Genomic DNA, 18,935 nt, shown 5'->3' with positions numbered 1-18,935 from the left:
GACGATTTTGGTGACTTCTGTCACATTTGTGCGGCTGGTGTCATTAACAATCTACCTTTCTTTTACTTTCTGGTGTTTTGTCCTGTCATTTCCCTCTGTGTGATATTTCTTCAGGTCGTCGACGCAAACGTTCATATTGCCGCAATAGTTTTTTTTGATATGTTGCTGAGAAGAACTTTCGTTCCGCACGACATCAGATAAGACAAAAACAGGACGGGGAAATGGCTAAGGTATCACTGGAAAAAGACAAGATTAAATTTCTACTGGTTGAAGGTGTGCATCAAAAAGCGGTGGATAACCTCCGCGCTGCAGGCTACACCAACATCGAATTTCACAAAGGCGCGCTGGACAGCGAAGAGCTGAAAGCGTCGATCCGTGATGCCCATTTCATCGGCCTGCGTTCCCGTACTCACCTGACTGAAGAGATCTTCGCGGCGGCGGAAAAGCTGGTTGCGGTCGGTTGTTTCTGTATCGGTACCAATCAGGTTGATTTGAATGCGGCGGCAAAACGCGGTATTCCGGTGTTTAACGCGCCGTTCTCAAATACTCGCTCTGTTGCTGAACTGGTGATCGGCGAACTGCTGCTGATGCTGCGTGGCGTACCGGCGGCAAACGCCAAAGCGCACCGCGGTGTCTGGAACAAGTTGGCTGTCGGTAGCTTTGAAGCGCGCGGCAAAAAACTGGGTATTATCGGCTATGGCCATATCGGTACCCAGTTGGGTATTCTGGCAGAATCGCTGGGAATGCACGTTTATTTCTATGATATTGAAAGCAAACTGCCATTAGGTAATGCCACTCAGGTTCAGCATCTCTCTGATCTGTTGAATATGAGCGATGTGGTGAGCCTGCACGTGCCGGAAAACGCCTCCACCAAGAACATGATTGGCGCAGAAGAACTGGCGCTGATGAAACCGGGCGCACTGCTGATTAACGCCTCTCGCGGTACCGTGGTTGATATCCCGGCGCTGTGCGATGTACTGGCAAGCAAACACCTGGCGGGCGCAGCGATTGACGTATTCCCGACTGAACCGGCGACCAACACCGACCCGTTCAATTCGCCGCTGTGCGAATTCGACAACGTGATCCTGACTCCGCACATTGGCGGATCAACCCAGGAAGCACAGGAAAATATCGGCCTGGAAGTGGCTGGCAAGCTGGCGAAGTACTCCGATAACGGTTCAACGCTTTCTGCGGTTAACTTCCCGGAAGTGTCGCTGCCGCTGCACGGCGGTCGCCGTCTGCTGCACATCCATGAAAACCGTCCGGGCGTACTGACTGCTCTCAACCAGATTTTTGCCGCTCAGAGCATTAACATCGCGGCCCAGTATCTGCAAACCACCCCGCAGATGGGCTATGTGGTTATTGATATTGAAGCGGAAGAAGATGTCGCGCAGCAGGCGCTGCAGGCAATGAAAGCTATTCCAGGTACGATTCGCGCACGTCTGTTGTTCTAATCATTTTTGTCAGCGGGCAGGTTTTGACCTGCCCCTTTTCCTTTCCGAAGTCCTCATTTCTGAAATTTCCCGCGCTCATACAAACTCTTTGCGAGGCTTGCCGCAAACGGCGATTAAAGCCGATAGATGTCGTTGTGCCTGAAAGAAAGGGAATTACGATAAGGGCGCAGCATGAGGCTGAAACGGGAAAGCCCCTGGCAGAGCAGGGCTCTATACCCTAAATAATTCAAGTTGCAAGAAGGCGGCAAGTGAGGGAGTCCCCAGGAGCTTACATGAGTAAGTGACTGGGGTGAGCGAGTGAAGCCAACGCACATGCAACTTGAAGTATGACGGGTATAAAAGGAAAGGGACGATGATGAGACTATTCATCATGTTGCTTATCCTGTTAATCATTGCCTGGCCGGTATATTAACAGAGAGGAAGCAGGAGGGAGGTTCGCCTCCCTCACCCTTTACCCGAGAATTTAGGTTAAAAAAAAAGCAATGTCAATGGGGCCGACGCTCTACCAGAGCCAGGTTTTTGCTGGCGTAACCACTGCGGGCAGCGGGATATCCCACTGCTCCGTTGGTAACGCTTCGACCTGCTGGCAGTCGTGGGCGTAGCCGACCGGCTGTAGATGATACTGCCGCCAGTTTTGCAGCGTCCGGTCGTAAAATCCGCCGCCCATACCCAGTCGCTGTCCGGCGGCATCAAACGCCACCAGCGGCGTAATCAGAACATCCAGTTGGCTAAGGGGGAGGACGTCGCGCACATCAAGCTTTGGCTCGCGGATTTTCAAGCGATTCACTACCAGGTTGCTGCTCGGATGGTAGTGCAGAAACAGAAGATTACCCGGGCTGAAAGGGTGGAGCACCGGAAGATAAACCCGTTTACCCGCCCGCCAAAGCTGATCAATCAGCGGTTGTGTATCCAGTTCTCCATCAAATGAGAGAAACACTGCCACGGTATGCGCCAGTAAAACCGGTGGATAGGCCATCATTCGGTCAGCGGCCTGAAGCGCAAACTGCGTTTGCTGCTCTGGCGTTAATGCACGTCGGCGCAGGCGAGTCTGCTGGCGAATTTGTTGTCGGCTTAGTGGGATATCTGAAATTTGAGTCATACCGGGCTGCCTGAAAAGCGTTACGAGAGCAAAGGAGACGAACGAAGCAAGTGTAATACACCAGGCGGCAAAAGCCGAAAATGAAACTGGGGGGATGGAACGATAAAGAAGGGAATCTCCGAGATGCCGCCGCAGGCTGTAACCCTTGAACCCTTGGTTCAAGGTGAATGTGTCGTCACAGTCTTAAGGCTTCTCGGACGAACCGAGCATGCTCACCAACCGTGGAGCGCCACATTCTTGTGGTATGAAATATCGGCTCAGGGGACTGGCCCGCTTGCAAACATCTCAGAGAAATTTTGTTCTTGCGATTACTCTAACACAGTTAAATGCAAAGTGTTATTCAAACTTCTGCCCGGGTCTTTCGCTTATGCGACCTTGCTCAAGCAACGCTTGTTCGATGGTCTGCTGAAGCATCCGAATACGCTGTTCCATGCTGGCGGCGTAGTCGCGGGTTTTCGCTTTTTCCTGAGCCAATTCGTAGCTGATGTTCAACGCGGCGATGAAAACCAGCTGCTCAGTATTTGTGACTCTAGTGCGTTCTTTTAAATCTTGCAACCGCTGATTCAGGTCGTCAGCTGCCTGGTTTAAGGCATCCCTTTGTTCAGGCGGGCAATTCACTCGTAGTGAACGGCCAAAAATTTGGAGATCTACGGGTTGTGCAGACATGCCACCTTCCTGCTGATTGACTGCGCTGCCTTCACGCCCTGCCCGGGTCTGCGAAGGGGCGACACTATAGCTACCCTGGAATGAAGATACAAGCCCCATTCTGGTTCACCAGGGTCCAAAGTGGTAGCATATCATGAATTCCTCCCAACGATGACGAATGCGCATGTCTATACAGAACGAAATGCCTGGTTACAACGACGTAGACCAGTTACTGAACCAACAAGGGGTGGGATTAACCCCTGCAGAAATGCACGGTTTGATCAGCGGGATCCTGTGCGGCGGCAATAAAGACAGCAGTTGGCAGCCGTTGGTACATGACCTGACCAACGAAGGTCTTGCTTTTGGTCATGAGCTGGCACAGGCGCTGCGTAACATGCATTCCGCCACCAGCGATGCGCTGGAAGATGACGGCTTTCTGTTCCAGCTCTATTTGCCGGATGGAGACGCGGTGAGCGTTTTTGATCGCGCCGATGCGCTGGCGGGTTGGGTGAACCATTTTCTGCTCGGGTTGGGCGTGACGCAGCCTAAGTTAGATAAGGTCAAAGATGAAACCGGCGAAGCCATCGACGATCTGCGCAACATTGCCCAGTTAGGCTACGACGAGGATGAAGACCAGGAAGAACTGGAAATGTCCCTCGAAGAGATTATCGAGTACGTACGCGTTGCCGCGCTGCTGTGCCACGATACCTTCTCTACGCAAAAGCCTACTGCGCCGGAAGTTCAAAAGCCGACATTACACTAATCATTGATTAAATCGTTCAGGGGGCGTCATGACTCAGCAGGAATTTCTCTCTCGTCGCCAGGCTCTGCTGGCACAGATGCAGCCAGGCAGCGCAGCGCTAATTTTCGCTGCACCGGAAGCGGTACGCAGCGCAGATTCGGAATATCCCTACCGGCAAAGCAGCGACTTTTGGTACTTCACCGGCTTTAACGAGCCAGAAGCGCTCCTTATCTTGATTAAAAGCGACGAAACGCATAATCACAGCGTACTGTTTAACCGCGTCCGCGATCTGACGGCGGAAATTTGGTTTGGTCGTCGTCTTGGTCAGGACGCTGCGCCGGAAAAACTCGGCGTCGATCGCGCCCTGGCGTTTAGTGAAATCAATCAGCAGCTATTCCAGATACTTAACGGCCTTGATGCTATTTATTTTGCACAGGGTGAATACGCTTACGCAGACGAAATCGTGTTCAACGCGCTGGAAAAACTGCGCAAAGGCGTGCGTCAGAATCTGCAAGCGCCGAACTCGGTGATTGACTGGCGGCCGATGGTGCATGAAATGCGCCTGTTTAAGTCGGCGGAAGAGCTTGAGGTTATGCGGCGAGCTGGTGAAATTTCCGCGCTGGCCCACACCCGCGCCATGGAAAAATGTCGCCCGGGCATGTTTGAGTATCACCTTGAAGGCGAAATCCTTCACGAATTCAACCGCCACGGCGCGCGTTTCCCTTCCTACAACACCATCGTTGGTGGCGGCGAAAATGGCTGCATCCTGCACTACACTGAAAACGAATGTGAACTGCGCGACGGTGATCTGGTATTGATCGATGCTGGCTGTGAATATCGCGGCTACGCGGGCGACATCACCCGAACTTTCCCGGTTAACGGCAAGTTCAGCCCGGCGCAGCGCGAGATTTACGATATCGTCCTCGAATCGCTGGAAACCTCGCTGAAGCTCTATCGTCCCGGCACCTCAATTCACGAGGTTAATCAGCAGGTCGTGCGGATTATGATTACTGGCCTGGCGCGTCTGGGGATCCTCAAAGGGGATATCGACGAGCTGATTGCCAACAACGCCCATCGTCCTTTCTTTATGCATGGTCTGAGCCACTGGCTTGGCCTCGACGTGCATGATGTCGGCAACTATGACGTAGACCGTTCGCGCATCCTCGAACCGGGGATGGTGCTGACCATCGAACCGGGACTCTATATTGCGATGGATGCCGATGTGCCGGCTCAGTATCGCGGTATCGGCATTCGTATCGAAGATGACATTGTTATCACCGAAGACGGCAATGAAAATCTCACCGCAGGTGTCGTGAAAAAAGCTGATGATATTGAGGCGCTGATGGCGGCGGCGCGCGAGCTATGAGCGTGCTGATCGTTGGCGGCGGAATGACCGGCGCGACGCTGGCGTTAGCCATTTCTCGCTTCACCAGCGGCACGTTGCCGGTGCATTTGGTGGAAGCGACAGCGCCGGAATCCGCGCGGCATTCGGGCTTTGATGCCCGCGCTATCGCCCTGGCCGCCGGCACCTGCCAACAGCTGGCTCGGGTGGGTATCTGGCAAGAGATTGCCGACTGCGCTACGCCTATTCAGCGTGTCCACGTCAGCGATCGCGGTCATGCGGGCTTTGTGACGCTCGATGCTCAGGAGTATGGCCTGGCGGCATTAGGCCAGGTGGTTGAGCTGCATGATGTGGGCCAGCGCCTGTTTGCGCAACTGCGCAAAGCGCCGGGCATTACGTTGCACTGCCCGGCAAAAGTTGAAGACGTCAGCCGCAGCGAGGAGGGCGTAAGCCTGACCCTGGACAGCGGCGAGGTTCTCCACGGTAAACTGCTGGTGGCGGCAGACGGCTCTCGCTCCACTCTGGGGGCTCGTTGTGGCATCAGCTGGCAGCAGCAACCCTATGAACAGTTGGCAATTATTGCCAACGTTAGTACCGCCCTGCCTCACAACGGCCGCGCCTTCGAACGCTTTACCCAACACGGCCCGCTGGCGATGCTGCCGATGTCGCAGGGGCGCTGCTCGCTGGTGTGGTGTCATCCGCAGTCGCGGCAAGAAGAGGTGCTGAGCTGGTCTGACGAACGTTTTTGCCATGAGCTTCAGCAAGCGTTTGGCTGGCGACTCGGTCAAATTACCCATGCCGGAAAGCGCAGCGTTTATCCGCTATCGCTGACTTCGGCCACCCGCACGGTTGCGCATCGTCTGGCGCTGGTCGGCAATGCGGCACAAACGTTACATCCTATTGCCGGACAGGGTTTTAATCTCGGTCTGCGCGATGTGATGAGCCTGGCGGAAATGCTGGCGCAGGCGCAGGCCGCTGGTCAGGACTCGGGTGATTATTCACTTCTGAGTCGCTATCAGGCGCGGCGTGCCGATGATAAAGCTGCCACCATTGGTGTGACTGACGGGTTGGTGCATCTGTTCGCCAATCGCTGGGCGCCGCTGGTCGCGGGGCGTAACCTGGGCCTGATGGCGATGGAATTATTTACCCCGGCGCGAGATGCGCTGGCGCAGCGTACCCTCGGTTGGGTCCCCCGTTAAGGAGTTAAACGTGCAAAGTGTTGATGTCGCCATTGTTGGCGGTGGGATGGTGGGCCTGGCGGTTGCCTGCGGTTTGCAGGGGAGCGGGCTGCGCGTGGCGGTGCTGGAACAGGCAACTCCTCAGCCGCTGGATATGGATGCGCCGCCGGCGTTGCGGGTATCGGCGATTAACGCCGCCAGCGAGAAGCTGCTGAGCAAACTGGATGTCTGGCAGGATATTGTCGCCCAGCGCGCCAGCCGCTACCACGGTATGGAAGTGTGGGACAAAGACAGTTTTGGCCATATCAGCTTTGATGACCAGAGCATGGGATTCAGCCATCTCGGGCATATTATCGAAAACGCTGTGGTGCACCATGCCCTGTGGCAGAAAGCTCAGCGCTGTTCCGATGTCACACTGTTGGCCCCGGCTCAACTGCAGCAGGTCGCATGGGGCGAGAACGAGGCTTTTCTGAGCCTGCAGGACGGCAGCATGTTAACCGCCCGGCTGGTGGTTGGCGCTGACGGTGCCAATTCATGGTTGCGCAACAAGGCCGATATTCCTCTGACTTACTGGGATTATCATCATCATGCGCTGGTTGCCACTATTCGTACCGCAGAGCCGCACGAAGCGATTGCGCGTCAGGCGTTCCACGGCGAAGGGATTCTGGCGTTCTTGCCGCTGAGCGATCCGCATCTCTGCTCTATTGTCTGGTCGCTGTCTCCTGAAGACGCGAAGCGGATGCAGCAGGCTGACGAAGCCGCTTTCAACCAGGCGCTGAATATTGCTTTCGATAACCGCCTTGGCTTGTGCTCGGTGGAAAGCGAACGTCAGGTTTTCCCGCTGACGGGCCGCTATGCGCGTCAGTTCGCCGCCCATCGTCTGGCGCTGGTTGGCGATGCTGCTCACACCATTCATCCGTTGGCGGGGCAGGGCGTCAATCTTGGCTTTATGGATGCCGCCGAGCTGATTGATGAGCTCAAACGCCTGCATGCGCAGGGCAAAGATATTGGTCAGCATCTGTATCTGCGTCGCTATGAGCGCAGCCGCAAGCATAGCGCCGCAGTGATGCTGGCAGGAATGCAGGGGTTTCGCGAGATGTTCTCCGGCAGCAATCCGGCGAAGAAGCTGCTGCGCGATATCGGCCTTAAGCTGGCGGACACGCTGCCTGGTGTGAAGCCGCAGCTTATCCGTCAGGCAATGGGGCTAAACGACCTTCCTGCCTGGTTACGTTAAGCCCATCACATTTCTCTCTCCCGGCCATCGCGCCGGGTCTCCCCGCTCATTTGAAATAATCTAATCTCACCTCTTTTTTCGCATTAGTTTTATTAATGTTACCTTTTTTTTGTTATAGAAATTAGGTACGTAATTTCGCATAAAATATCATTACCCTCTGCCTTTAAGGTTTATGGCATTGTTTTTATGTGGCATCTATCGCTTTAATTCAGTTGATAACTCTGTAGGCTCATTAGCGGATTTTAGTCATAAGCTAATGTGATGTCCTGATTCAGCTTATGGTTTACTCCCGGTATCGGTGGTAAGTTCTGGCCAAAGAGAACGTTTGCGTCGACCTCCGTCAGCGATGTCGACGGCGGATTTCGTGGCGCAAAATCGCCAAAAATAGTGGCTGGTTCCGTTTTATTCGATGAGGAAAAGATGGCTCAACAGACTCCGTTGTTTGAACAACACACGCTATGCGGCGCGCGCATGGTGGATTTCCATGGCTGGATGATGCCGCTACATTACGGATCCCAGATTGATGAGCATCACGCGGTGCGCGGCGATGCCGGAATGTTCGATGTGTCGCACATGACCATCGTTGATTTCCACGGCAGCCGCATCCGTGAATTCCTGCGTTATTTGCTGGCTAACGACGTGAATAAGCTCACCACGCCGGGCAAAGCGCTCTACAGTGGGATGCTAACCGCTTCTGGCGGCGTCATCGATGACCTGATTGTCTATTTCCTTTCTGAAGATTATTTCCGCCTCGTTGTTAACTCCGCCACCCGTGAAAAAGACCTTGCCTGGATAACTCAGCAATCTGAATCTTATGGCCTTGAAATGACCGTGCGTGACGATCTTTCACTGATTGCGGTACAGGGTCCGAAAGCGAAAGAAAAAGCAGCGACGCTGTTTACCGATGAGCAGCGCCAGGCGGTTGCAGGCATGAAGCCGTTCTTTGGCGTGCAGACGGGCGACCTGTTTATCGCCACCACCGGCTATACCGGCGAGGCGGGTTATGAAATTGCGCTGCCGAACGAGCAGGCAGTGGATTTCTGGCGCGGTCTTCTGGATGCTGGCGTTAAGCCATGCGGCCTGGGCGCACGCGACACGCTGCGTCTGGAAGCGGGGATGAACCTGTACGGCCAGGAGATGGACGAAGGCGTTTCTCCGCTGGCGGCGAACATGGGCTGGACCATTGCCTGGGAGCCTGCAGAGCGTAATTTTATCGGCCGCGAAGCGCTGGAGTTACAGCGTGAAAAAGGCACTGAGCAGCTTGTTGGCCTGGTGATGACCGACAAAGGCGTCCTGCGCGGCGGCTTGCCGGTGCGCTTTAGCGATGCCGAGGGTAATCAGAAAGAAGGTATTATCACCAGCGGCACCTTCTCCCCAACGCTGGGCTACAGTATTGCGCTGGCACGCGTACCGGAAGGCATCGGCGAAACCGCCGTGGTACAGATTCGCAACCGTGAAATGCCGGTAAAAGTGACTAAACCTGTTTTTGTACGCAACGGCAAAGCCGTGGTGTGATTTCCCCTTTTGGAGATGAATTGATGAGCAACGTACCAGCAGAACTGAAATACAGCAAAGAACACGAATGGCTGCGTAAAGAAGCTGACGGCACCTATACCGTCGGGATCACCGAACACGCACAGGAGCTGCTTGGCGATATGGTCTTCGTTGACCTTCCGGAAGTGGGCGCCATCGTCGAAGCAGGTGCTGACTGCGCGGTTGCCGAGTCTGTGAAAGCGGCTTCCGATATCTATGCACCTATTAGCGGTGAAATCGTTGCCGTTAACGAAGAGCTGAATGACTCTCCTGAGCTAGTGAACAGCGAGCCGTACACCGACGGTTGGATCTTCAAAATCAAAGCCAGCGACGAAGCTCAGGTTGCCGCTCTGCTGGATGCCACTGCGTACGAAGCGCTGTTAGAAGACGAATAAATACGCTTCATTCTTCACGTTGCAGGTGTGTTGGCTGCGCTCGCTCACCCCAGTCACGTACTTATGTACGCTCCTGGGGATTCACTGACTTGCCGCCTGCCTGCAACGCGAATTATTTTGCGTATTCAGATAAGTAGAGACACCTACGATTCACCGCACGTTTCAGGAACCATCGCTCATGACCCAGACTTTAGGCCAGCTTGAAAACCGTGACGCCTTTATTGAACGTCACATCGGCCCGGACGCCCAGCAACAGCAGGAGATGCTGAAAACCGTTGGCGCCGACTCGCTTAACGCCCTGATTGGCCAGATTGTGCCGCAGGATATCCAGCTGGCGACGCCGCCGCAGGTGGGCGAAGCAACGACTGAATTCGCCGCGCTGGCGGAGCTGAAGGCGATTGCCGGTCGTAACAAGCGCTTCAAGTCGTACATTGGCATGGGCTACAGCGCCGTGCAGTTGCCGCCGGTTATTCAGCGCAACATGCTGGAAAATCCGGGCTGGTATACCGCCTATACGCCTTATCAGCCGGAAGTCTCTCAGGGGCGGCTGGAATCTCTGCTGAACTTCCAGCAGGTGACGCTCGACCTGACCGGTCTGGATATCGCTTCGGCCTCGTTGCTGGACGAAGCTACCGCCGCGGCTGAAGCGATGGCGATGGCTAAACGCGTAAGCAAACTGAAAAATGCCAACCGTTTTTTCGTTGCCGCCGATGTTCATCCGCAAACCCTGGACGTGGTGCGTACTCGTGCGGAAACCTTTGGCTTTGACGTGATTGTCGATGATGCTGATAAAGTCCTCGACCACCAGGATGTCTTCGGCGTACTGCTGCAACAGGTCGGCACCACGGGTGAAGTGCATGATTACAGCAAGCTGATCGCGGAACTGAAAGCGCGCAAAGTGATTGTCAGCGTCGCTGCCGATTTTATGACGCTGGTTCTGCTGACCGCTCCGGGCAAGCAGGGCGCGGACATTGTCTTCGGCTCCGCTCAGCGCTTCGGCGTACCGATGGGCTACGGCGGCCCGCACGCGGCCTTCTTTGCCGCAAAAGATGAATTCAAACGCTCCATGCCGGGCCGTATTATCGGCGTATCGAAAGATGCGGCGGGCAATATTGCGTTGCGCATGGCGATGCAGACTCGTGAGCAGCATATTCGCCGCGAGAAAGCGAACTCCAATATCTGTACTTCCCAGGTGCTGCTGGCTAACATCGCCAGCCTGTACGCCGTATTCCACGGCCCGGTAGGCCTGAAACGTATTGCCAGCCGTATTCATCGCCTGACCGATATTCTGGCCGATGGCCTGCAGAAAAAAGGCCTCAAGCTGCGTCACGCGCATTACTTCGATACCCTGTGCGTGGAAGTAGCTGATAAAGCAGCGGTACTGGCGCGGGCGCAAGCGCTGCAGATCAACCTGCGCAGCGATATTCACAACGCCGTCGGCATCACGCTGGATGAAGCCACCACCCGCGAAGACGTGCAGAACCTGTTCCGTGCCATCGTTGGCGATGATCATGGTCTGGATATCGACACCCTGGATAAAGACGTGGCGCTTGATAGCCGCTCGATCCCGGCCAGCATGCTGCGCGACGATGCGATCCTGACCCATCCGGTATTTAATCGCTATCACAGCGAAACCGAGATGATGCGCTATATGCACTCGCTGGAACGCAAGGATCTGGCGCTGAATCAGGCGATGATCCCGCTGGGCTCCTGCACCATGAAGCTCAACGCCGCCGCTGAGATGATCCCGATCACCTGGCCGGAATTTGCCGAGCTGCACCCGTTCTGCCCGATCGAACAGGCGGAAGGTTATCATCAAATGATCGCCCAGCTTGCCGACTGGCTGGTCACCTTGACCGGTTACGATAGCGTCTGTATGCAGCCGAACTCTGGCGCACAGGGCGAGTACGCGGGCCTGCTGGCGATCCGTCATTACTATGAGAGCCGTAACGACGGGCATCGCGATATCTGCCTGATCCCGGCTTCTGCCCACGGCACCAACCCGGCTTCCGCGCAGATGGCGGGGATGCAGGTGGTCGTGGTGGCCTGTGATAAAAATGGCAACATCGATCTGGCAGATCTGCGGGCAAAAGCGGAGCAGCACGCTGACAACCTCTCCTGCATTATGGTCACCTATCCGTCCACCCACGGCGTCTACGAAGAGACGATCCGCGAAGTGTGTGAAATCGTGCATCAGTTCGGCGGCCAGGTTTACCTCGACGGCGCGAACATGAACGCGCAGGTCGGCATTACCTCTCCAGGCTTTATCGGCGCGGACGTATCGCATCTCAACCTGCATAAAACCTTCTGCATTCCGCACGGCGGCGGCGGCCCGGGTATGGGACCGATTGGCGTGAAATCACATCTGGCGCCGTTTGTTCCGGGCCATAGCGTGGTGCAAATCGAAGGTATGCTGACCCGTCAGGGCGCAGTTTCCGCCGCCCCGTTCGGCAGCGCCTCGATTCTGCCGATCAGCTGGATGTATATCCGCATGATGGGCTCAGAAGGGCTGAAACAGGCGAGCCAGATGGCGATTTTGAATGCCAACTACATCGCCACCCGCTTGAAAGACGCGTTCCCGGTGCTGTATACCGGACGCGACGGTCGCGTGGCGCACGAATGCATTCTTGATATTCGTCCGCTGAAAGAAGAGACCGGCATCAGCGAGCTGGACATCGCTAAGCGCCTGATTGACTTTGGTTTCCACGCGCCGACGATGTCCTTCCCGGTAGCGGGTACGCTGATGGTTGAGCCGACCGAATCGGAAGGCAAAGCCGAGCTGGACCGTTTTATCGATGCGATGCTGGCGATTCGCGGCGAGATTGACCGTGTGAAAGCCGGTGAGTGGCCGCTGGAAGACAACCCGCTGGTTAACGCTCCTCATACCCAGGGCGAACTGGTGAGCGAGTGGAACCACCCGTACACCCGCGAGCTGGCGGTATTCCCGGCAGGGCTGAACAATAAATACTGGCCGACCGTGAAGCGTCTGGACGATGTTTACGGCGACCGTAATCTGTTCTGCTCTTGCGTCCCGATGAGCGAATACCAGTAATCTGCTGATTAGACTATCTTTTAAAGGCGCTGCGGCGCCTTTATTTTTTGGGGGAATGGCATGACGATAGCATTAGTGACCGGCGGCAGCCGCGGAATAGGTAAAGCGACGGCGCTGCTGCTGGCGCAGGAAGGTTATACCGTGGTGGTGAATTATCACCAGAACAGTGAAGCTGCTACCGGCGTGGTGAACGAAATTATCGCCAGCGGGGGAAAGGCCGTTGCGCTGCAAGCGGACGTCAGTGATGAAACGCAGGTGGTGGCGATGTTTGAGGCTGTCGATCGCCTTGGCGAACCGCTCTCGGCGCTGGTCAATAACGCTGGCATTTTGTTTACCCAAGGGACGATTGAAAGCCTTTGCGCCGAGCGGATTAACCGGGTGCTGGCGACCAACGTCACTGGCTATTTTCTTTGCTGCCGGGAAGCGGTAAAGCGGATGTCACACAAGCACGGCGGTAAGGGTGGGGCGATTGTTAACGTTTCATCAGCGGCCTCGCGCCTGGGCGCGCCGGGGGAATATGTAGACTATGCCGCGTCAAAAGGCGCGGTAGATACCCTGACCACTGGCCTGTCGCTAGAGGTTGCGGCGCAGGGAATTCGGGTCAACGGGGTTCGTCCTGGCCTAATTTATACTGAAATGCACGCCAGCGGCGGTGAACCGGGGCGCGTGGATCGCGTGAAGTCGATGTTGCCGATGCAGCGCGGCGGTCAGCCGGAAGAGGTCGCCCAGGCCATCGTCTGGCTGCTGAGCGACAAAGCGTCCTACGTGACCGGCAGCTTTCTGGAGCTGGCGGGCGGGAAGTAATCCGTAAATCTTTCCCGGAGGCGGCGCTGCGCACCTGTCCGGGCTACCAGCCCACAGACAACTGTGAACTTGTAGCCCGGTCAGCGCAGCGCCACCGGGAGCTTTGTGATCCATTACACTGTGGATTTCCGGGTTGCCAGACCTTCAGACCGCATCGACCCGTAGCTCAGCGAGCGGGGGAGATGCGCTACGACGCCATCCACAGCCGCAGGCGCATCCCCCAACCGCTGGTCCAGCCGCTGGTGACCGACTTCACCTCGCCGCGCGAAATCACGACCAGAGTTGGCGTCACCTGCACATCCCACTGCCGTGAGAGCTGACCGCTGGCGTCGTTGATCGTCGGTAACGCCATCTTTTTATGCGCCAGCCATTTCTCCAGGGCGGCGTTATCGCCGGAGCGCAGCGCCACGGTTATAACGTTACCGCCATCGTCAGCCAACGCGGCCACCGATGGCGTGGTGTAACGACATACGCCGCACCATGTGGCCCAGACGTACAGCAGCAGCGGACGTTCGTGGCTCATCGCCGCCAGATCGACCGTCCGGCCATCAAGGGTTTGCAGCGGCGTGCTGGTGAAATTTTGCGGCAATGCGGGTTTACGCACGTAATCCACCGCCAGGCTTATCGCCACCCCAATCAATAGTAAGACGATCCCCTCGCGCAGCCAGCGCGTTAATTTACTGCGCATCCGCTTTCGCCAGCTGTTCTTTCACCAGCCCCTCCAGATCTGCTTCGGGGATTGCGCCCGCGACCATCTCGTCGCCGATAATGGTGGCCGGTGTGCCCTGAATATTCAGTACCTGCGATAAAATCAGGTTCATCTTCAGCGATTCCATGGTTTTCTCATCGATCTTCACCCCGTCCGAGGCGGTCTTCTGCTGCGCGGCGTGAATGCTGGCATCGTCGTGATAGCCCTTTTTCGCCATCAGCCTCTGATGCAGCGCCCAAAACTTATCTGGCTGCTGCTGCCAGGTTGAGAGCGCGGCTTTGGCGGCGTTGACCGAACTTTGCCCCTTAAACGGCAGTAGCTTCACAATCAGTAAAACGTCAGGATTATCATGGACGATTTTCTCCAGCATTGGGTCGAACTGCTTGCAGTAAGGGCAGTTGTAATCCGTGAATGAGACGATGGTCAGTTTCGGCTCTTTGGCTCCCATACGCGGGCTTAAGGGATCGTTAAACAGCAGCCTGGCGAGCTGGTCATCGGTGGATGATTCCGGCGCGGCCATGCTAAATGTTGCTATGCACAGCAGCAGTAATGCGGTGATGATTCTCATGATTATTTTCCTTTCGCAGCGGATAGGGTGGCGAGAAGCTCTTCTCGATTTAATAGCGCAGGCAGCGTCTGGCCCTGCGGTAACGCCGGTCCATAAATCTGATTGAACGGTACGGCGGCGCTGCCGCGAGCGGTCAGAAACTGGCTAATGGTGTCCGACGGTCGACTCCAGTCGCCGCGCAGCGCCACCACATCCGGGGCTGAGAGCGCCTCCTGTACCTCATCACGAAGCAATACGTTGTATTTATTGGCTTTACAGGTCACGCACCAGTCGGCGGTTACATCGACAAACACTCGCTGATGCTTCGCCAGCGCGTCGGCAATCGCCTGTTCACTGAGCGGTTGCCAGTTGACGCGATCGCGGCGCGAACCCTGGCTTTCCGGTGGTGAAATCAAAGCCACCGCGACCGCAATCACCAGGGCCAGCGCTGCGGCCTGTAGCGCCGTACGCCAGCGGTAGCGCCAGGCCGTCGCCAGCAGCAGAACGAGAGTCAGAATCACCAACAGTGCGAGCACCGGCAGGCGACCTATGTGCACCGTCAGCAGACTTACCAGCCACAGCGACGAGGCGAGCATCATCAGCCCGAGAATGACCCGAACGCGGTTCATCCAGCGGCCTGGGCGAGGAAGATGTCGGGCGAAACCGGGCCAGGCGACAATCAGCAACCACGGCAGGCTCATTCCCAGACCCATCGCGAAGAAGATCCCCCACAGCAGCGGCAGTGGCGCGACGAGCGCCACCGATACGGCAGTGCCGAGAAACGGCGCGGTACACGGTGTGGCGAGAAGCGTGGCGAATGCCCCTTGCCAGAAGTGGCCCAATAAACCGCTTCCGCCGCGGGTGGCCAGAAACGTGCTGGTATTCGAGGAGAGGCGAAACTCAAACAGCCCCATCAGGCTGGCGCTGAACAGCACCATCACCATCGCCATCGCACCGATAAACCACGGATTCTGGAACTGAATGCCCCAGCCCAGCGCCTGATTGCCCAGCCTTAACAGGGTCATCATCAGCGCCAGAGCGAGGAAAGAGGCGATAATCCCGCCAACGGATGCCAGGAACTGGCGTCTTATTACCCCGCGCTGCTGGTTAGCGCTTTGCACCAGCGTGCCCAGCTTCATGGCCAGTACCGGCAGCACGCAGGGCATCACGTTGAGGATCAGGCCCCCGGCCAGCGCCATCAGCAGCACCCACCACAGAGACAGCTCCGGTGCGGCAGTCCCCTGAACAATGGCAACCCGGCTCTCCTCGGCCTGACCGCCCTCGGTAAGCACCAGCGACAAAGTCTTATCGCTGAGGTTTGGCGCAGCATCGCCCCAGCTATCGGTGACCGGCAGCGTGGCGATAAGCGTATTCCCCTTGATGGCGAAGGCGGGCTTGCCGAAATCCACGTCATCCATACTGTCGATAAATAGCGAGGGCTGCTGCCAGCCCGCTTCGCGAACGGCGGTGACCGTTAACTTACCGCTGATATAGCTGGCGCTACGCTGCGAGGTCAGGCCGTCCGTCAGCGGTAGAGTGCCCATCGCCCGCGTGAAGTCGTAGCGAAAATCGCTTCCTGCGGGGGAGGTCATATCCAGCGAGAAGGGATAGTCGGTGAGAATACAGACGTTGCTACAGGTTGATAGCGTCAGCACGCCGTGCAGGGTTTCCGGCAGTGGGCCGCGAATCTCCAGTGGGAAGCTGACGTTGCCGTGATAGCCCTGAGTAGAAATCCCGGCGACGTCAAAGCGCTGCGGCGTTGGCCAGTACCAACTGACTTCAAGCGGTTTTGACCAGGTTATTGCCGGAGCAATTCCCCCTTCACCCGGTGAGCGCCAGTAGGTTTTCCAGCCCTTTTCCAGAGCGACGTCCAGCAGCAAGCGCGTTTCGCCGCTGCTCTCATTTTGCGCGCGCAGCCTGACGCTGGCGTGTTGATTATCGGCGGCGCGTAACCAGCCGCTGTCGGCGGCCTGACTGACGGGCAGCCATAGCCAAAGCAGGCAGACCAGCAGTCGCCTGAATACCATAAACATAAATTTTCTCCGTAAATGAATGATTAACCTGAACCGTCAGGCCAGTGCTCATTCACGGAAAACGCATAATCGGAGATGCACCCGTAACCGGGGAGGAGAAATTTCGCGGGGAGGCCAGAGGCGCTCAATACGCGCAGGGTTTGCCGCCAGTACCGCCAGCAGCAGGGTGATGGCAAATAGCGCGCCTTCGAATAGTATCGGCGGAACGGCCATCAGCGATTTGGCGCTCAGCTCGCAGGGCGTCACAGGCTCATCGCTATTACTCTGACCCTGCTGTACCAATTGAGTGGCGGCAGTCGCATTTATGACAAGCGCATGCATCCCGGCCATACGCTGCGCGGTGCATATCAGCACCACCAGACAGGCAAGGGCTACAAGAAGGATGGCTTTGCGTTGTCGCTTGATCATGATCGCCTCAATTATTCACGTGGCCTATCTTATCGGGCGAAAGCGTTTTGGCAATGTTAATGCTGTAAAGAAGTGTCTGTACCCGTCGTACTTCAAGTTGCAGGTGTGTTGACTGCGTTCGTTCACCCGAATCACTTACCAAAGTAAGCTCATCGGGATTCACTCTCTTGCCGCGTTACTCGGCCTACGGCCTCGCCCCTTCGGGGCCAGCGCAAGCGCTGTTCAAGGTACAAGTGCCTTGTCCTGCAACTCGAATTACTTAGGGTATATATCGTGGGGTTTTTTGCCCCCTCCCGACCGGGAGAGGGCGAAAGCATTACAGTTTTTCACCGTTGCTGGCGATAACCTCTTTGTACCAGTTGAAACTTTTCTTACGCGAGCGCGACATATCGCCGGTGCCGTCGTCGTGTTTATTGACGTAGATAAAGCCGTAACGTTTGCTGTACTGGCCGGTGGTGAAGGAGACGCAGTCGATGCAGCCCCACGGGGTGTAGCCCATCAGCTCAACGCCGTCGTAAGTGACCGCTTTGATCATCTCTTCGACGTGCGCGCGCAGGTAGTCGATACGGTAGTCGTCGTTGATGCTGCCGTCTTCTTCGACTTTGTCATAAGCGCCAAAACCGTTTTCCACAATGAACAGCGGTTTCTGATAGCGCTCATACAGTTCGCACAGCGCATAGCGCAGGCCTACCGGGTCGATTTGCCATCCCCAGTCGGAGGCTTTGACGTGCGGGTTCGGTACGCTGCCTTCAAAGCCAGAAATCGCGTCGCCGGTGCCGCCTTCCGCTTTCACCGCGTTGGTCATGTAGTAGCTGAATCCGAGGTAAGCACAGGTCCCTTCACGCAGGATCTGCGCATCGCCGTCTTCCATTTTGATGTTAAAGCCGCGACGTTCCCATTCGTTCAGGACGTAGCTTGGGTAGTAACCGCGTAGCTGGACATCGGTAAAGACATAGCGCTCGCGCATTGATTCCTGAGCGAACATGATGTCTTCCGGCTTACAGGAGAACGGATAGAGGGGAACCATCGCCAGCATGCAGCCAACCTGCATATCCGGGTTGATTTGACGCGCCGCTTTTACCGCCAGCGCGCTGGCTACGAACTGGTGGTGTAGCACCTGGTACATGGTCTCTTCCGGGTTTTCATGATCGGTATAGACCACGCCGGAACAGCAGTAGCCAAACAGCGGCGCGCGCCAGTTGCGCTGGTTATTGATCTCGTTAAAGGTCATCCAGTATTTCACTTTGTGCTTATAGCGCTCGAAGACCACTTCGGCGAAGCGCACAAAGAAATCGACCACTTTACGGTTGGTCCAGCCACCATATTGCTGAACCAGATGCAGCGGCATCTCAAAGTGGGAGAGGGTAATAACCGGCTCGATGTTGTACTTCAACAGTTCATCGAACATGTCATCGTAAAACTTCAGGCCTTCTTCATTCGGCTGGGTTTCGTCACCTAACGGGAAGATGCGGGTCCAGGCGATAGAGGTACGGAAACATTTAAAGCCCATCTCGGCAAACAGCTTGATGTCTTCTTTATAGTGGCCGTGGAAGTCGATGGCTTCGTGGTTCGGGTAGTATTTACCCGGCTCAACCTGCTGGGTTATCTCGCGTGGTACGCCGTGCGCGCCACCGGTCAGCACATCACAGATGCTTGGGCCTTTGCCGCCTTTATTCCAGCCGCCTTCAACCTGGTGCGCAGCTACCGCGCCACCCCATAAAAAGTCTTTCGGTAAAGGTATTTTTTTCATCTTTGCTGAT

At 56.2% G+C, this 18,935-nt stretch carries 16 protein-coding genes and 1 other RNA gene; 9 read left to right on the top strand and 8 right to left on the bottom strand.

Translation table 11 applies throughout. The features are described from left to right. The first annotated feature begins 221 nt into the window (after positions 1 to 221). Complete coding sequence (gene serA / locus HV127_RS02270; protein WP_112216549.1) at positions 222 to 1,454, top strand: phosphoglycerate dehydrogenase; 1,233 nt, start codon at positions 222 to 224, stop codon at positions 1,452 to 1,454. A gap of 502 nt (positions 1,455 to 1,956) precedes the next feature. On the opposite strand, the gene HV127_RS02265 is transcribed toward serA, so the two are convergent. The 3 genes from HV127_RS02265 to zapA all read right to left on the bottom strand — a co-directional run bounded on the left by HV127_RS02265 (position 1,957) and on the right by zapA (position 3,219). Continuing rightward, positions 1,957 to 2,553, bottom strand: coding sequence for a 5-formyltetrahydrofolate cyclo-ligase (locus HV127_RS02265; protein WP_182234888.1), 597 nt, complete (start codon positions 2,551 to 2,553; stop codon positions 1,957 to 1,959). Positions 2,554 to 2,664: 111 nt separating this feature from the next. Continuing rightward, positions 2,665 to 2,848, bottom strand: a non-coding RNA gene (ssrS, locus tag HV127_RS02260) — 6S RNA. Positions 2,849 to 2,889: 41 nt separating this feature from the next. Further along, positions 2,890 to 3,219: a cell division protein ZapA gene (gene zapA, locus HV127_RS02255; protein ID WP_110276727.1), complete on the bottom strand. Its 330-nt coding sequence runs from the start codon at positions 3,217 to 3,219 to the stop codon at positions 2,890 to 2,892. Positions 3,220 to 3,382: 163 nt separating this feature from the next. Between zapA and HV127_RS02250 the strand changes: the two genes are divergently transcribed. From HV127_RS02250 to HV127_RS02215, 8 genes are all read left to right on the top strand, one after another. Beyond that, positions 3,383 to 3,961, top strand: a complete 579-nt coding sequence (locus HV127_RS02250) for a YecA family protein (protein ID WP_142670565.1) — start codon at positions 3,383 to 3,385, stop codon at positions 3,959 to 3,961. Between the two features lie 28 nt (positions 3,962 to 3,989). After that, a complete protein-coding gene (pepP, locus tag HV127_RS02245; RefSeq protein WP_182234885.1) occupies positions 3,990 to 5,306 on the top strand; it encodes a Xaa-Pro aminopeptidase in 1,317 nt (438 codons plus the stop codon). Next, positions 5,303 to 6,481, top strand: coding sequence for a 2-octaprenyl-6-methoxyphenyl hydroxylase (gene ubiH, locus HV127_RS02240; RefSeq protein WP_182234883.1), 1,179 nt, complete (start codon positions 5,303 to 5,305; stop codon positions 6,479 to 6,481). Before pepP ends, ubiH begins: the two co-directional genes overlap by 4 nt. A gap of 10 nt (positions 6,482 to 6,491) precedes the next feature. Then, on the top strand, positions 6,492 to 7,694 hold the full coding sequence (gene ubiI / locus HV127_RS02235; RefSeq protein WP_182234881.1) for an FAD-dependent 2-octaprenylphenol hydroxylase: 1,203 nt from the start codon (positions 6,492 to 6,494) through the stop codon (positions 7,692 to 7,694). 420 nt (positions 7,695 to 8,114) lie between these two features. Further along, the gene (gcvT, locus tag HV127_RS02230) at positions 8,115 to 9,209 is read left to right on the top strand and encodes a glycine cleavage system aminomethyltransferase GcvT (protein ID WP_181484926.1); all 1,095 of its coding nucleotides are present in this window, start codon (positions 8,115 to 8,117) and stop codon (positions 9,207 to 9,209) included. Between the two features lie 23 nt (positions 9,210 to 9,232). Then, entirely contained in the window at positions 9,233 to 9,622 is a 390-nt protein-coding gene (gene gcvH, locus HV127_RS02225) for a glycine cleavage system protein GcvH (protein WP_110276721.1), read from the top strand. A gap of 178 nt (positions 9,623 to 9,800) precedes the next feature. Further along, positions 9,801 to 12,674, top strand: coding sequence for an aminomethyl-transferring glycine dehydrogenase (gene gcvP / locus HV127_RS02220; protein WP_182234879.1), 2,874 nt, complete (start codon positions 9,801 to 9,803; stop codon positions 12,672 to 12,674). Between the two features lie 60 nt (positions 12,675 to 12,734). Beyond that, positions 12,735 to 13,478, top strand: a complete 744-nt coding sequence (locus HV127_RS02215; RefSeq protein WP_182234877.1) for an SDR family oxidoreductase — start codon at positions 12,735 to 12,737, stop codon at positions 13,476 to 13,478. 187 nt (positions 13,479 to 13,665) lie between these two features. On the opposite strand, the gene HV127_RS02210 is transcribed toward HV127_RS02215, so the two are convergent. The 5 genes from HV127_RS02210 to bglA form a co-directional block, all read right to left on the bottom strand. Continuing rightward, a complete protein-coding gene (locus tag HV127_RS02210) occupies positions 13,666 to 14,166 on the bottom strand; it encodes a protein disulfide oxidoreductase (protein ID WP_182234875.1) in 501 nt (166 codons plus the stop codon). Next, on the bottom strand, positions 14,156 to 14,755 hold the full coding sequence (locus HV127_RS02205; protein ID WP_182234873.1) for a DsbA family protein: 600 nt from the start codon (positions 14,753 to 14,755) through the stop codon (positions 14,156 to 14,158). The genes HV127_RS02210 and HV127_RS02205 overlap by 11 nt, the downstream gene beginning before the upstream one ends. A 2-nt stretch (positions 14,756 to 14,757) precedes the next feature. After that, positions 14,758 to 16,767 (bottom strand): protein-disulfide reductase DsbD domain-containing protein, encoded by a 2,010-nt coding sequence (locus tag HV127_RS02200; protein ID WP_182234871.1) that lies wholly within the window; start codon positions 16,765 to 16,767, stop codon positions 14,758 to 14,760. 48 nt (positions 16,768 to 16,815) lie between these two features. After that, entirely contained in the window at positions 16,816 to 17,175 is a 360-nt protein-coding gene (locus HV127_RS02195; protein ID WP_182234869.1) for a copper resistance protein, read from the bottom strand. A 316-nt stretch (positions 17,176 to 17,491) separates the two neighbouring features. Next, positions 17,492 to 18,925 carry a 6-phospho-beta-glucosidase BglA gene (bglA, locus tag HV127_RS02190; RefSeq protein ID WP_182234867.1) on the bottom strand — a complete coding sequence of 478 codons (1,434 nt, stop codon included), beginning with the start codon at positions 18,923 to 18,925 and terminating at the stop codon, positions 17,492 to 17,494. Between the last annotated feature and the right edge of the window lie 10 nt (positions 18,926 to 18,935).

The organism is Klebsiella sp. RHBSTW-00215 (assembly GCF_014103785.1).
Lineage (GTDB): Bacteria > Pseudomonadota > Gammaproteobacteria > Enterobacterales > Enterobacteriaceae > Klebsiella.
This window is presented reverse-complemented; position numbering and strand designations above follow the sequence as displayed.

What these genes read in the sequence shown, in the direction of transcription:
- serA (WP_112216549.1), top strand. Translation starts at nt 222, where the DNA reads ATGGCTAAGGTATCACTGGAAAAAGACAAGATTAAATTTCTACTGGTT.
- HV127_RS02195 (WP_182234869.1), bottom strand. Translation starts at nt 17,175, where the DNA reads ATGATCAAGCGACAACGCAAAGCCATCCTTCTTGTAGCCCTTGCCTGT.
- gcvH (WP_110276721.1), top strand. Translation starts at nt 9,233, where the DNA reads ATGAGCAACGTACCAGCAGAACTGAAATACAGCAAAGAACACGAATGG.
- gcvT (WP_181484926.1), top strand. Translation starts at nt 8,115, where the DNA reads ATGGCTCAACAGACTCCGTTGTTTGAACAACACACGCTATGCGGCGCG.
- gcvP (WP_182234879.1), top strand. Translation starts at nt 9,801, where the DNA reads ATGACCCAGACTTTAGGCCAGCTTGAAAACCGTGACGCCTTTATTGAA.
- HV127_RS02200 (WP_182234871.1), bottom strand. Translation starts at nt 16,767, where the DNA reads ATGTTTATGGTATTCAGGCGACTGCTGGTCTGCCTGCTTTGGCTATGG.
- HV127_RS02250 (WP_142670565.1), top strand. Translation starts at nt 3,383, where the DNA reads ATGTCTATACAGAACGAAATGCCTGGTTACAACGACGTAGACCAGTTA.
- pepP (WP_182234885.1), top strand. Translation starts at nt 3,990, where the DNA reads ATGACTCAGCAGGAATTTCTCTCTCGTCGCCAGGCTCTGCTGGCACAG.
- HV127_RS02215 (WP_182234877.1), top strand. Translation starts at nt 12,735, where the DNA reads ATGACGATAGCATTAGTGACCGGCGGCAGCCGCGGAATAGGTAAAGCG.
- bglA (WP_182234867.1), bottom strand. Translation starts at nt 18,925, where the DNA reads ATGAAAAAAATACCTTTACCGAAAGACTTTTTATGGGGTGGCGCGGTA.
- HV127_RS02210 (WP_182234875.1), bottom strand. Translation starts at nt 14,166, where the DNA reads ATGCGCAGTAAATTAACGCGCTGGCTGCGCGAGGGGATCGTCTTACTA.
- zapA (WP_110276727.1), bottom strand. Translation starts at nt 3,219, where the DNA reads ATGTCTGCACAACCCGTAGATCTCCAAATTTTTGGCCGTTCACTACGA.
- HV127_RS02265 (WP_182234888.1), bottom strand. Translation starts at nt 2,553, where the DNA reads ATGACTCAAATTTCAGATATCCCACTAAGCCGACAACAAATTCGCCAG.
- ubiH (WP_182234883.1), top strand. Translation starts at nt 5,303, where the DNA reads ATGAGCGTGCTGATCGTTGGCGGCGGAATGACCGGCGCGACGCTGGCG.
- HV127_RS02205 (WP_182234873.1), bottom strand. Translation starts at nt 14,755, where the DNA reads ATGAGAATCATCACCGCATTACTGCTGCTGTGCATAGCAACATTTAGC.